General features: G+C 38.2%; 12 protein-coding genes and 1 pseudogene. All 13 read left to right on the forward strand.

What is annotated here, in order from left to right; genetic code table 11:
* Positions 1 to 556 (forward strand): ribonuclease HII (locus AC1DJR_RS13445; protein WP_477002800.1); only part of this gene is annotated, 556 nt, incomplete at its 5' end.
* Between the two features lie 193 nt (positions 557 to 749).
* Positions 750 to 1,910 carry an ADP-forming succinate--CoA ligase subunit beta gene (gene sucC / locus AC1DJR_RS13450; protein ID WP_002014529.1) on the forward strand — a complete coding sequence of 387 codons (1,161 nt, stop codon included), beginning with the start codon at positions 750 to 752 and terminating at the stop codon, positions 1,908 to 1,910.
* A 19-nt stretch (positions 1,911 to 1,929) separates the two neighbouring features.
* A complete protein-coding gene (sucD, locus tag AC1DJR_RS13455) occupies positions 1,930 to 2,832 on the forward strand; it encodes a succinate--CoA ligase subunit alpha (protein ID WP_002033796.1) in 903 nt (300 codons plus the stop codon).
* 88 nt (positions 2,833 to 2,920) lie between these two features.
* Positions 2,921 to 3,604, forward strand: coding sequence for a DNA-processing protein DprA (locus AC1DJR_RS13460; RefSeq protein WP_477002801.1), 684 nt, complete (start codon positions 2,921 to 2,923; stop codon positions 3,602 to 3,604).
* Positions 3,605 to 3,748: 144 nt separating this feature from the next.
* On the forward strand, positions 3,749 to 5,827 hold the full coding sequence (gene topA, locus AC1DJR_RS13465; RefSeq protein WP_002088184.1) for a type I DNA topoisomerase: 2,079 nt from the start codon (positions 3,749 to 3,751) through the stop codon (positions 5,825 to 5,827).
* 48 nt (positions 5,828 to 5,875) lie between these two features.
* Positions 5,876 to 7,180, forward strand: a complete 1,305-nt coding sequence (trmFO, locus tag AC1DJR_RS13470) for an FADH(2)-oxidizing methylenetetrahydrofolate--tRNA-(uracil(54)-C(5))-methyltransferase TrmFO (protein WP_002066796.1) — start codon at positions 5,876 to 5,878, stop codon at positions 7,178 to 7,180.
* A gap of 71 nt (positions 7,181 to 7,251) precedes the next feature.
* The gene (gene xerC, locus AC1DJR_RS13475; RefSeq protein ID WP_078175468.1) at positions 7,252 to 8,151 is read left to right on the forward strand and encodes a tyrosine recombinase XerC; all 900 of its coding nucleotides are present in this window, start codon (positions 7,252 to 7,254) and stop codon (positions 8,149 to 8,151) included.
* A gap of 42 nt (positions 8,152 to 8,193) precedes the next feature.
* A complete protein-coding gene (gene hslV, locus AC1DJR_RS13480) occupies positions 8,194 to 8,736 on the forward strand; it encodes an ATP-dependent protease proteolytic subunit HslV (protein WP_429691807.1) in 543 nt (180 codons plus the stop codon).
* Positions 8,737 to 8,758: 22 nt separating this feature from the next.
* A pseudogene (hslU, locus tag AC1DJR_RS13485) lies at positions 8,759 to 9,979 on the forward strand (ATP-dependent protease ATPase subunit HslU); the annotation flags it as partial.
* Positions 9,980 to 10,036: 57 nt separating this feature from the next.
* Positions 10,037 to 10,816: a GTP-sensing pleiotropic transcriptional regulator CodY gene (gene codY / locus AC1DJR_RS13490; RefSeq protein ID WP_002014541.1), complete on the forward strand. Its 780-nt coding sequence runs from the start codon at positions 10,037 to 10,039 to the stop codon at positions 10,814 to 10,816.
* A gap of 354 nt (positions 10,817 to 11,170) precedes the next feature.
* Positions 11,171 to 11,872, forward strand: coding sequence for a 30S ribosomal protein S2 (gene rpsB, locus AC1DJR_RS13495; protein WP_477002802.1), 702 nt, complete (start codon positions 11,171 to 11,173; stop codon positions 11,870 to 11,872).
* Between the two features lie 103 nt (positions 11,873 to 11,975).
* Positions 11,976 to 12,863: a translation elongation factor Ts gene (tsf, locus tag AC1DJR_RS13500; protein WP_002088177.1), complete on the forward strand. Its 888-nt coding sequence runs from the start codon at positions 11,976 to 11,978 to the stop codon at positions 12,861 to 12,863.
* A 66-nt stretch (positions 12,864 to 12,929) separates the two neighbouring features.
* The coding region (gene pyrH, locus AC1DJR_RS13505) for a UMP kinase (RefSeq protein WP_477002803.1) at positions 12,930 to 13,547 on the forward strand (618 nt) is incomplete at its 3' end.

Consider the following 13,547-nt stretch of genomic DNA (forward strand, 5'->3'; position numbering starts at 1 on the left):
CATTGCTGGCATTGATGAAGTGGGTCGTGGGCCGTTAGCAGGACCGGTTGTGACGGCGGCTGTCGTCCTTCCGGAAGATTTTTATATTCCAGGATTAAATGACTCGAAAAAATTAAGTGAAGCGAAACGTGAGCGTTTTTATGATGAAATTAAAGAGCATGCAATTGCGATTGGAGTTGGAATTATATCACCACAAGTTATTGATGAAATAAATATTTATCAAGCGACGAAGCAAGCGATGTTAGATGCCGTTGCTAATTTATCATGTACACCAGAATATTTATTAATCGATGCGATGAAGCTTCCTACATCAATTCCGCAAACATCAATCATTAAAGGTGATGCGAAAAGTGTCTCTATTTCAGCTGCATCTATTATTGCGAAAGTGACGAGAGATCGCATGATGAAAGAGTTAGGAGGAAAGTATCCTGCATATGGATTCGAACAACATATGGGATATGGGACGAAACAGCATTTAGAAGCGATTGAAGTACATGGAGTATTAGAGGAACATCGAAAATCATTCGCGCCAATTAAAGATATGATTCAAAAATAAGCTGTATATTCACAGCTTATTTTTTATTTTGGTATATAAACATTATTATTTCCGAAAAAGAATAAAGCGATTTCAGTTTTCTGACACTTTATTGTAGACAGCGTGCCAATCATCTTATACAATGGCAATGTAATGTTTTTTAAACATTAAAAAACTTTTCGAGTAAAACAGGAAAACAGGGGAGGATGGGACCATGAATATCCATGAGTACCAAGGTAAGGCAGTCCTTAGAAGCTATGGGGTTAGCGTTCCGAACGGGAAGGTTGCATTTACAGTAGAAGAAGCTGTAGAAGCAGCGAAAGAATTAGGAACGGAAGTATGTGTAGTTAAAGCGCAAATTCACGCTGGTGGACGCGGCAAAGCTGGCGGTGTAAAAGTTGCGAAAAATTTAGAAGAAGTTCGTACATATGCAGAAAGCATTTTAGGAACTACACTTGTGACGCATCAAACAGGTCCTGAAGGTAAGGAAGTAAAACGCTTACTTATCGAAGAAGGTTGCGATATTAAAAAAGAATATTATGTAGGTCTTGTATTAGATCGTGCAACTTCTCAAGTTGTTTTAATGGCATCTGAAGAAGGTGGAACAGAAATTGAAGAAGTAGCAGAAAAAACGCCTGAAAAAATCTTTAAAGAATATATTGATCCAGCAGTAGGTTTACAAGGTTTCCAAGCGCGTAGAATCGCGTTTAACATCAATATTCCAAAAGAACTTGTAGGACAAGCTGTGAAGTTTATGATGGGCTTATACAGTGCGTTTATCGAAAAAGATTGCTCTATCGCTGAGATTAATCCACTTGTTACAACAGGTGACGGTAAAGTTATGGCGTTAGATGCAAAATTAAACTTTGATTCTAATGCGTTATATCGCAATAAAGATATTTTAGAACTTCGTGATCTTGAAGAAGAAGATTCAAAAGAAATTGAAGCTTCTAAATATGACTTAAACTACATTCCTTTAGATGGAAATATCGGTTGTATGGTTAATGGTGCAGGTTTAGCAATGGCTACAATGGATATCATTAAACATTACCATGGTGACCCAGCTAACTTCTTAGATGTTGGTGGCGGCGCAACAGCTGAAAAAGTTACAGAAGCATTCAAAATTATCCTTTCTGACAAAAATGTAAAAGGTATCTTCGTTAACATTTTTGGTGGCATTATGAAGTGTGATGTTATCGCAGAAGGTGTTATTGAAGCGACGAAGCAGGTAGGCCTTGAGTTGCCTTTAGTTGTACGTCTTGAAGGTACAAACGTAGAGCTAGGAAAGAAAATTTTAAATGAGTCTGGTTTAAATATTGTTGCAGCAGAATCTATGGCAGACGGTGCACAAAAAATTGTTTCACTAGTGGGCTAATAGAAAGCGGGGGAGAAAAATGAGCGTATTAGTTAATAAAGATACAAAAGTTATTGTTCAAGGTATTACAGGTTCTCAAGGGTTATTCCATACAAAGCAAATGATTGAATACGGTACGAAAATTGTAGGTGGTGTAACACCAGGTAAAGGTGGCACTGATATTGAAGGCGTACCAGTATTTGATACAGTAGAAGATGCTGTGAAAGCAACAGGCGCAAACGCTTCAGTTGTATACGTTCCACCCGCTTTTGCGGCTGATGCAATTATGGAAGCTGTTGATGCAAAGGTTGATTTAGTAGTATGTATTACTGAAGGAATCCCTGTATTAGATATGGTAAACGTAAAGAGATATATGGCGGGTAAACATACACGTTTACTTGGACCAAACTGCCCTGGTGTCATTACACCTGACGAATGTAAAATTGGTATTATGCCAGGATATATTCACAAAAAAGGTCATGTTGGTATCGTATCTCGCTCTGGTACATTAACGTATGAAGCTGTACATCAGTTAACGCAAGAAGGTATTGGCCAATCTACTGCTGTAGGTATCGGGGGAGACCCTGTTAACGGTACGGACTTTATTGATGCGTTAAAAGCATTTAATGAAGATGAAGAAACKCATGCTGTAATTATGATTGGTGAAATCGGCGGTACGGCAGAAGAAGAAGCAGCAGAATGGGTACAAGCTAATATGACAAAACCAGTTGTAGGCTTCATTGGTGGTCAAACAGCGCCTGAAGGCAAACGTATGGGTCATGCTGGGGCGATCATTTCTGGYGGCAAAGGAACTGCTGCTGAAAAGATTAAAACAATGGAAGCTTGTGGTATTAAAGTAGCGGAAACACCAGCTGTTATGGGTGAAACATTAATCTCTGTTTTAAAAGAAAAGGGATTATTTGAGACTTGTAAAAACTACTAATCTTTTTGAAAGACACCTTCTTATTAGAGGGTGTCTTTTTACACATTTTTTGTTTACATAATAAAAATTATGGGTAAGGAGAATTGAGATGAAAAGAGAACGTTTATTGCACCTTCATTACATGTTGGCGGATCATTGGAAGGCGATGAAGAGACTACTATATGTTGATCCAGAACTGAAGGGAATATACACTTTTAGTCCGAAACAATTTGAATATTACGCTGGAATATCCTCGAAAAAATCTTTAGAACTAGTAAATTTTCTTCAAATTTCAAATCTCCAACAATATGTATCCCAGTTAGAAAAAAAGAGAATATTTTATATAACAATATGGGATAAGGACTATCCACAATTACTGCGAGAAATACAAGATCCCCCTTTTGTTTTATACGGAAAAGGAGAAAGAGATTTTCTAAATAAAGTAAATAAATTAGCGATTGTTGGAACGAGAGAACCGTCTTTATATGGAAAGGAGAGTATGAAGTTTATTTTACAACCTTTACTTGAAAAAGAATGGCTTATTGAAAAATGGTATTTCCCAAAAAGAAATCGAATTATTAGCGGTATAAGTAAAGGTGTTTTAGTTGTAGAAGCAAAAACGAGAAGTGGMTCCCTTATTACTGCAGACCTTGCGCTAGAACAAAATAGAGAGGTGTTTGCGCTTCCTGGACCTATATTTATAGAGAGTGCAGCGGGAACGAATCATCTAATTCAACAAGGCGCAAAGCTAGTAAGAAATGCGGAGGATATCCTTGAAGAAATTTTAAATTAACCATATATTTTTATGTTTTTATTAAACAATTATTGACAAATGGTAGATTGTCGCTGTATGGTATATTCATTCTTGATTGACAAAAACAAGAGAAATCAATAAGATTGATGAAGACTTGAATCCACCTCTTAAGGAGGCACTAGCATGTCAGATTACCTCGTAATCGTGGAGTCGCCTTCTAAGGCGAAGACCATTGAAAAATATTTAGGGAAAAAATACAAAGTCGTCGCGTCCATGGGACATGTCCGCGATTTACCTAAAAGCCAAATGGGGATAGAAGTAAAGAATAACTTCACCCCGAAGTATATTACCATTCGTGGTAAGGGTCCCGTTTTAAAAGATTTAAAATCAGCGGCAAAAAAAGCAAAGAAAGTCTATCTCGCGGCCGATCCGGATCGTGAAGGAGAAGCAATTGCTTGGCATTTAGCAAATACGTTAAATGTGGACGTTGAATCAGATTGCCGAGTTGTATTTAATGAGATTACAAAAGATGCAATAAAAGAATCATTTAAATATCCTCGTGCAATTAATATGGATTTAGTAGATGCACAACAGGCAAGGCGTATACTCGATCGTCTTGTTGGTTACAATATTAGTCCTTTATTATGGAAGAAAGTAAAAAAAGGATTAAGTGCAGGACGCGTACARTCTGTAGCAGTTCGTTTAATCATCGAACGTGAAAAAGAAATTCAAAGTTTTGAACCTGAAGAATTCTGGACAATTAAAACAGAATTTGTGAAAGGGAAAGACACATTTGAAGCAAGCTTTTACGGTGTAGATGGTGAAAAAGTTCAATTAACGAACGAAGCACAAGTGAACGAAATAATCGAAAAGATGAAAGACAATGCGTTTTCGGTTGAAAATGTAACGCGAAAAGAGCGAAAGCGTAACCCTGCATTACCGTTTACAACATCTTCCTTGCAACAAGAGGCAGCGCGTAAGTTAAATATGCGAGCAAAGAAAACAATGATGCTTGCACAGCAGCTGTATGAAGGGATAGATCTTGGAAAACAAGGGACTGTAGGTCTTATTACGTATATGAGAACTGATTCAACACGTATCTCAGAAACAGCTCAAACAGAGGCTCGTGATTACATTACTGAGGCGTTTGGTGCGGAATACATAGGAACAGAGAAGAGGAAAGAAACGAAAAAGTCGAAAGCACAAGATGCGCATGAGGCGATTCGTCCTACTTCGGTAATGAGAAAGCCAGAGGAACTAAAAAGTTTCTTAAGTCGTGATCAACTCCGTTTGTATAAACTGATTTGGGAGCGATTTGTTGCAAGTCAAATGGCATCTGCTATAATGGATACTGTTACAGCGAAACTCATTAATAACAATGTTCAGTTCCGTGCAAGTGGATCAGTTGTAAAGTTCCCAGGATTTATGAAAGTGTACGTAGAGTCGAAAGATGATGGTGCGGAAGAAAAGGATAAGATGTTGCCACCGTTAGAAGTAGGTGAAACTGTATTTTCAAAAGATATAGAACCAAAGCAACATTACACACAGCCTCCGCCGCGTTATACAGAGGCTCGTCTAGTAAGAACACTTGAAGAGCTTGGAATTGGGAGACCGTCTACTTATGTACCGACACTTGAAACAATCCAAAAACGAGGATACGTTGCTTTAGATAATAAACGCTTCGTTCCGACTGAGCTTGGTGGAATAGTAATCGAACTTATTTTAGAGTTTTTCCCAGAAATTATTAACATTGAATTTACTGCCAATATGGAGCAAAGCCTTGATGAAGTAGAAGAAGGAAATGCAAATTGGGTGAAAATTGTTGATGATTTCTACGTAGGATTTGAACCGCGCTTAGAAAAAGCGGAAAAAGAAATGCGTGAAGTGGAAATTAAAGATGAACCAGCTGGGGAAGACTGTGAATTATGTAGTCACCCGATGGTCTTTAAAATGGGTAAATATGGGAAGTTTATGGCTTGTTCAAATTTCCCGGAATGTCGTAATACAAAACCGATTGTAAAAGAAATCGGTGTTACTTGTCCGAAGTGTGATAAAGGGCAAATTATTGAACGCCGTAGTAATAAAAAGAAACGCCTTTTCTACGGATGCGGTACGTATCCAGAATGTGACTTTGTATCTTGGGATAAGCCGATTGGTCGTAAATGTCCGAAGTGTGAAGGTATGCTCGTAGAGAAAAAGTTAAAAAAAGGCGTGCAAGTACAATGTATTTCGTGTGATTATGAAGAAGAACAACAAATGTGAGCGTAACTGCTCACATTTTTTTCGGGAAGAAAAGGAAAGGTGATATATATGACAACACAAGTAGTAAACGTCATTGGCGCAGGTCTTGCAGGAAGCGAAGCAGCTTACCAAATTGCAAAGCGTGGTGTCCAAGTAAAATTATATGAAATGAGACCAGTAAGGCAAACACCAGCTCATCATACAGATAAATTTGCTGAATTAGTATGTAGTAACTCACTTCGCGCAAACACATTGACAAATGCTGTTGGTGTTATTAAAGAAGAAATGCGTCTAATGGATTCTGTCATTATTCGTGCAGCTGATGAGTGCTCTGTACCAGCAGGAGGTGCTTTAGCTGTAGACCGTCATGAATTCGCGGCGAAAGTGACTGAATATGTGAAAAATCATCCGAACGTAACTGTAATGAATGAGGAAATCACTGAAATTCCAGAGGGACCAACTGTTATTGCGACAGGTCCACTTACGTCTCCGGATCTTTCTGCACAATTAAAAAAACTAACAGGTGAAGATTATTTTTATTTCTATGATGCTGCAGCGCCAATCGTTGAGAAAGACAGCATTGACATGAATAAAGTATATTTAAAATCCCGTTATGATAAAGGTGAAGCGGCATATTTAAACTGTCCAATGACAGAAGAAGAGTTTGATCGTTTTTATGAGGCTTTAATTGCTGCTGAGACAGTGCCTTTAAAAGAATTTGAAAAAGAAATTTTCTTTGAAGGTTGTATGCCAGTAGAAGTTATGGCAAGTAGAGGAAGACAGACGTTAGTATTTGGACCGATGAAGCCTGTTGGGTTAGAAGATCCGAAAACAGGGAAAACACCGTATGCGGTTGTTCAGTTACGTCAAGATGATGCAGCAGGAACATTATACAATATTGTAGGCTTCCAAACACATTTAAAGTGGGGGCCACAAAAAGAAGTGTTACAGCTAATTCCAGGACTAGAAAACGCAGAGATTGTACGTTATGGTGTAATGCATCGTAATACGTTTATTAATTCGCCTAATTTGCTTCGTCCAACATATCAATATAAACAACGTGATGATTTATTCTTCGCTGGTCAAATGACTGGTGTAGAGGGTTATGTTGAATCAGCAGCATCAGGATTATTAGCGGGTATTAACGCTGCTCGACTTGTACAAGGTGAAGAGCCAGTTGTATTACCACCTGTAACTGCAATGGGAAGTATGGCAAATTATATTACTGCGACAAATGCGAAAAACTTCCAGCCAATGAATGCAAACTTTGGTTTATTTACACCGTTAGAGAAGAAAATTAAAAAGAAACAAGAGCGAAATGAAGCATATGCTACACGCGCTTTGGAAACAATTCAAAATTTTGTAAATATTTAATTAAATTTCTTGCAAAGGCTACTAAGTTGTGATACGATTTAGTAGCCTTTATTGAGGTGAATTATATGGATGTGAATGTGAAGAAATTGTTACAATTATTCGTTGGATATTTACAAATTGAAAGAAATTATTCAAAATATACAATTGCAAGTTATCAAAATGATTTAGAACATTTTGTGCAATTTATGGAGCGAGAAGGCATATCCTCTTTTTTAGATGTTACATACGCGGATGTTCGTTTATACTTGACGACGTTGCACGATCAGAAGTTAGCCCGTAAATCTGTCGCAAGGAAAGTATCAAGCTTACGAAGTTTATATCGTTTTTTGATGCGTGAAGGTTATCAAAAAGATAATCCGTTTGCACTTGCGTCACTTCCCAAGAAAGAATTGTCAATCCCAAAGTTTTTATATGCTGAAGAGTTGGAGGAATTGTTTGAAGTTTCTGATACAGGGGCGCCACTCGGTCAAAGGAATCAAGCTTTATTAGAGTTGATGTATGCAACTGGGATTCGTGTAAGCGAATGCGTTAATTTGCAACTTACCGACATTGACTTTGCAGTGGGAACAATTTTAGTGATGGGAAAAGGGAAAAAACAAAGATATATTCCGTTCGGAAGCTATGCACAAGATGCTTTAATTACTTATATAGAGAACGGGAGAAAACAGTTAGCTCAAAAGACTGAAGAACAATCTCATATGGTATTTTTAAATGCGAAAGGTAAGCCGTTAACAGATCAGGGTGTACGTTATGTTTTGAACGAACTCATTAAGAAAGCTTCACTTACAATGCGGATAAGTCCCCATATGTTAAGGCATACATTTGCTACACATATGTTGGATGAAGGAGCRGATTTACGTACTGTGCAGGAGCTATTAGGTCATGAGAATTTGTCAACCACACAAATTTATACGCATGTCTCTAAAGAAAGATTGCGTTCTGTGTACATGAAGCATCACCCGCGGGCATAAATTGCTTTTAAGGCTATAAAAACATATAAAGGAGTTTTTTCTATGGGAAATTTCCACGCTACAACGATATTTGCAGTTCATCATAATGGAGGATGTGCAATGGCTGGAGATGGTCAGGTAACGATGGGGAATGCTGTTGTAATGAAACATACAGCTCGCAAAGTTCGCAAACTTTTCCAGGGGAAAGTTTTAGCTGGTTTTGCAGGATCAGTTGCTGATGCATTTACTCTTTTTGAAATGTTTGAAGGGAAATTAGAAGAGTATAATGGCAACTTGCAGCGTGCTGCAGTTGAGATGGCGAAACAATGGCGTGGTGATAAAATGCTACGTCAGCTAGAAGCAATGCTCATTGTCATGGATAAAACAACGATGCTCCTTGTTTCAGGTACAGGAGAAGTGATTGAACCAGATGATGGTATTTTAGCAATTGGTTCAGGCGGACATTATGCACTTGCTGCTGGTCGTGCTTTAAAGCAACATGCAAGTGAACATTTAACAGCGAAACAAATTGCGAAGGCCAGTTTAGAAATTGCAGGCGATATTTGTGTTTATACGAACCACAACATAATTGTTGAAGAATTGTAGAATCGTAAGGGAGGCAATTTATATGCATTTACATTTTACTCCGCGTCAAATTGTGGAAAAATTAGATCAATACATCATCGGTCAAAAAGATGCAAAGAAAGCGGTTGCTGTAGCTCTACGAAATCGATACCGTCGCAGTAAATTAGTTGAAAATTTACGTGATGAAATTGCACCTAAAAACATTTTAATGATTGGACCGACAGGTGTTGGTAAAACAGAGGTAGCACGGCGAATGGCGAAACTCGTTGGAGCACCTTTTATTAAGGTTGAAGCGACGAAATTTACAGAAGTTGGATATGTGGGTCGAGATGTAGAGTCGATGGTCCGCGACCTTGTTGAAACGTCCGTTCGCATTGTGAAAGAGGAAATGGTAGTTAAAGTTCAAGATAAAGCAGAAGAGCAAGCGAATCAACGCCTTGTTGAAATTTTAGTGCCGAGTCCGGAGAAACAATCTGGATTTAAAAATCCATTAGAAATGCTTTTTGGTGGTAATCAAAATTCAAACCAAACATCTGATGCACAGGAAGATGATGAAATCGAAAAGAAACGTCAAGATGTGGAAAGAAAGCTTGCGGCAGGCCTTCTTGAAGATGAAGTGATATCGATCGAAGTGACGGAACAACAGTCTTCTATGTTTGATATGTTGCAAGGAACTGGCATGGAGCAAATGGGAATGAATTTCCAAGATGCACTAGGAAGTATYATGCCGAAAAAAACGAAAAAACGTAAACTTTCTGTAAAAGAAGCAAGAAAACTCTTGACAAATGAAGAGGCACAGCGCTTAATTGATATGGATGAAGTTACACAAGAGGCTGTTTATCGTGCTGAACAGCTCGGGATTATTTTTATCGATGAAATTGACAAAATTGCTGGTAAGCAGTCGAATAGCGTAGATGTATCGCGTGAAGGTGTGCAACGTGACATTTTACCGATTGTAGAAGGATCGAATGTAGCAACGAAATACGGATCAGTAAAAACGGATTATATTTTATTTGTTGCAGCTGGAGCGTTCCATATGTCTAAACCGTCGGATTTAATTCCGGAATTGCAAGGGAGATTTCCGATTCGAGTAKAATTAACAAAATTATCGGCGGATGATTTTGTTAAAATATTAATCGAGCCTGACAATGCGCTAATTAAACAGTACACGGCGTTATTAGCGACTGAAGGTATAGAAATTGAATTTTCAGACGAAGCTATTCGTAAGATTGCTGAGATTGCTTATCAAGCATCAGGTGACTCGCCCTAGTTTCCAAGTGATGMAAAAATATGTAAGTAACATGTAGGAGGAAATTTTGAAATGGAATTATTAGCAAAAACGAGAAAATTAAATGCGTTATTACAGAGCGCAGCAGGAAAGCCTGTAAACTTTAGAGAGATGTCTGACACAATGTGTGAAGTAATTGAAGCGAACGTGTTCGTTGTAAGTCGTCGCGGTAAATTATTAGGATATGCGATTCACCAACAAATCGAAAACGAACGTATGAAGCACATGCTTGCAGAGCGTCAATTCCCAGAAGAGTATACGCAAAGTTTATTCAATGTTACAGAAACATCTTCAAATTTAGGTGTGGATAGTGACTACACAGCATTCCCAGTAGAAAATAGAGAATTATTCGGTCAAGGTTTAACTACAATCGTACCAATCGTTGGTGGCGGTGAGCGTCTAGGTACACTAGTATTAGCTCGTCTTGGTCAAGAGTTCTTAGACGATGATTTAATTCTTGCTGAATACAGCTCAACTGTTGTAGGTATGGAAATCTTACGTGAAAAAGCAGAAGAAATCGAAGAGGAAGCACGTAGTAAAGCTGTTGTTCAAATGGCGATTAGCTCATTATCTTACAGTGAGTTAGAAGCAATCGAGCATATCTTCGAAGAATTAAATGGAACAGAAGGTTTACTTGTTGCAAGTAAAATTGCTGATCGCGTAGGAATTACTCGTTCGGTAATCGTAAATGCACTACGTAAATTAGAAAGTGCTGGTGTTATTGAGTCTCGCTCTTTAGGTATGAAAGGAACATACATTAAAGTGCTAAACGACAAGTTTCTACAGGAACTTGCTAAATTAAAAACAAACTAATTTATAAAAAAACTCTCCTCGCTTGAGGAGAGTTTTTTGTTTTTTTAAGTGAATGATTTTGCTTACGTAAGGCGTCATGACAACATTCATTAGAAAACTATTAATTAACCTTCAATTCCTTGCTTAAAGGAATTGAAGGTTGGTAATACTAGGATTTGAGCGTGAAAAAAAGAAAGTTTTACATTGTTCGCATTTTCGACTTGATTGTAATATTTCAGTATGATATAGTAAGCAGTGGTGTCAGTACAAAGTACACACGTTTACTGATTTAAGTGTTGGTGCTACGTTCGTAGTTTCGCTTAGAGATGAAGTAAACGGAGGATATCAAAAAAACCATTTAGGAGGAACTAAATTATGTCAGTAATTTCTATGAAACAATTGCTTGAAGCTGGTGTTCATTTCGGACATCAAACTCGTCGTTGGAACCCAAAAATGAAGCGTTACATCTTCACAGAGCGTAACGGTATCTACATCATCGACTTACAAAAAACTGTGAAAAAAGTTGAGGAAGCTTACAGAACGATGCGTGACATCGCTGCTGAAGGTGGAGACATTTTATTCGTAGGTACTAAAAAACAAGCACAAGAAGCTATTAAAGAAGAAGCAACTCGTGCTGGTATGTACTTCGTTAACCAACGTTGGTTAGGTGGAACTTTAACAAACTTCCAAACAATCCAAAAGCGTRTCAAGCGTCTTAAAGATATCGAAAGAATGCAAGAAGATGGTACTTTCGAAGTACTTCCTAAGAAAGAAGTTGTTCAACTTAAAAAAGAGTTAGAGCGTCTTGAGAAATTCTTAGGCGGTATTAAAGATATGAAAGGTCTTCCAAGTGCATTATTCATAGTAGACCCTCGTAAAGAGCGTATTGCAGTTGCTGAAGCACGCAAATTACACATTCCAATCATCGGTATCGTTGATACAAACTGTGATCCGGACGAAATCGATCACGTTATTCCAGCAAACGATGATGCAATTCGTGCTGTAAAACTTCTTACATCTAAAATGGCAGACGCGATCCTTGAAACAAAACAAGGTGAAGAAACTGTTACTGCGTAACAAATTTGGAAAGGTGATAAGGGGTTCGGCCTTTTATCACCTTTTTTAAGGTATAAACACCTTTATAAAAGGTATAAATACATATTTTAGGAGGATGAAAAATATGGCAATCACTGCACAAATGGTAAAAGAACTTCGCGAAAAAACTGGCGCAGGTATGATGGACTGCAAAAAAGCTTTAACAGAAACTAACGGCGACATGGAGAAAGCAATTGACTTCTTACGTGAAAAAGGTATTGCGAAAGCTGCTAAAAAAGCAGACCGCATCGCTGCTGAAGGTTTAACTTTCATCGAAACAAACGGTAACGAAGGTTTAATCTTAGAATTAAACTCTGAGACTGATTTCGTTGCGAAAAACGAAGGTTTCCAAGCGTTAATTAAAGAATTAGCTGCTCACTTATTAGCTAACAAACCTGCTAACGTTGAAGAAGCTATGGCTCAAACAATCGAAGGCGGCAAAACAGTAGAAGAGCACATCAACGAAGCAATCGCTAAAATTGGTGAAAAACTTACACTTCGTCGTTTCGAAATCGTATCAAAAACTGATGCTGATGCATTCGGCGCTTACCTACACATGGGTGGACGTATTGGTGTATTAACAGTTCTTGAAGGTTCTACTGACGAAGCAGCTGCTAAAGATGTAGCAATGCACATCGCAGCAGTTAACCCTAAATACATCGACCGCGATGCTGTAACAGCTGAAGAAGTTGAGCATGAGCGTCAAGTATTAACACAACAAGCTTTAAACGAAGGCAAGCCTGAAAAAATCGTTGCGAAAATGGTAGAAGGTCGTCTTGGCAAATTCTTTGAAGAGATTTGCTTACTTGACCAAACATTCGTTAAGAATCCTGACATGAAAGTTCGTCAATTCGTTGAGTCTAAAGGCGGAACATTAAAAGGATTCGTTCGCTACGCTGTTGGTGAAGGTATCGAAAAACGCGAAGACAACTTTGCTGAAGAAGTAATGAACCAAGTAAAAGGTAACAACTAATACAGATTAGGGAACACATTGTGTTCCCTTTTTTAAAATAAAGATGTAAGCAATTGGAGGTTCATTATGAGTAAACCGAAATATAATCGTGTCGTTTTAAAGCTGAGCGGAGAAGCTTTAGCTGGCGAGCAAGGATTTGGAATTAACCCAGCTGTTATTAAGTCAGTTGCGGAACAAGTGAAAGAAATTGCAGAACTTGATGTAGAGGTTGCTGTTGTTGTTGGTGGCGGTAACATTTGGCGTGGGAAAATTGGAAGCGAAATGGGCATGGATCGTGCAGGAGCAGATTACATGGGCATGTTAGCAACAGTTATGAATTCATTAGCTCTTCAAGATAGCTTAGAGAATATTGGAATTCAAACTCGCGTACAAACTTCAATTGAGATGCGTCAAGTGGCAGAGCCTTACATTCGTCGTAAAGCAATTCGTCACTTAGAGAAAAAACGTGTTGTTATCTTTGCTGCAGGTACAGGTAACCCATACTTCTCTACAGATACAACAGCAGCATTACGTGCAGCTGAAATCGAAGCGGACGTCATTTTAATGGCGAAAAATAATGTGGATGGCGTATATAGTGCAGATCCATCTATTGACCCAACAGCTACGAAATACGAAACACTTACTTACTTAGATGTATTAAAAGCAGGTTTAGGTGTAATGGATTCTACAGCTTCTTCTTTATGT

The organism is Bacillus sp. 05T31 (assembly GCF_056396725.1).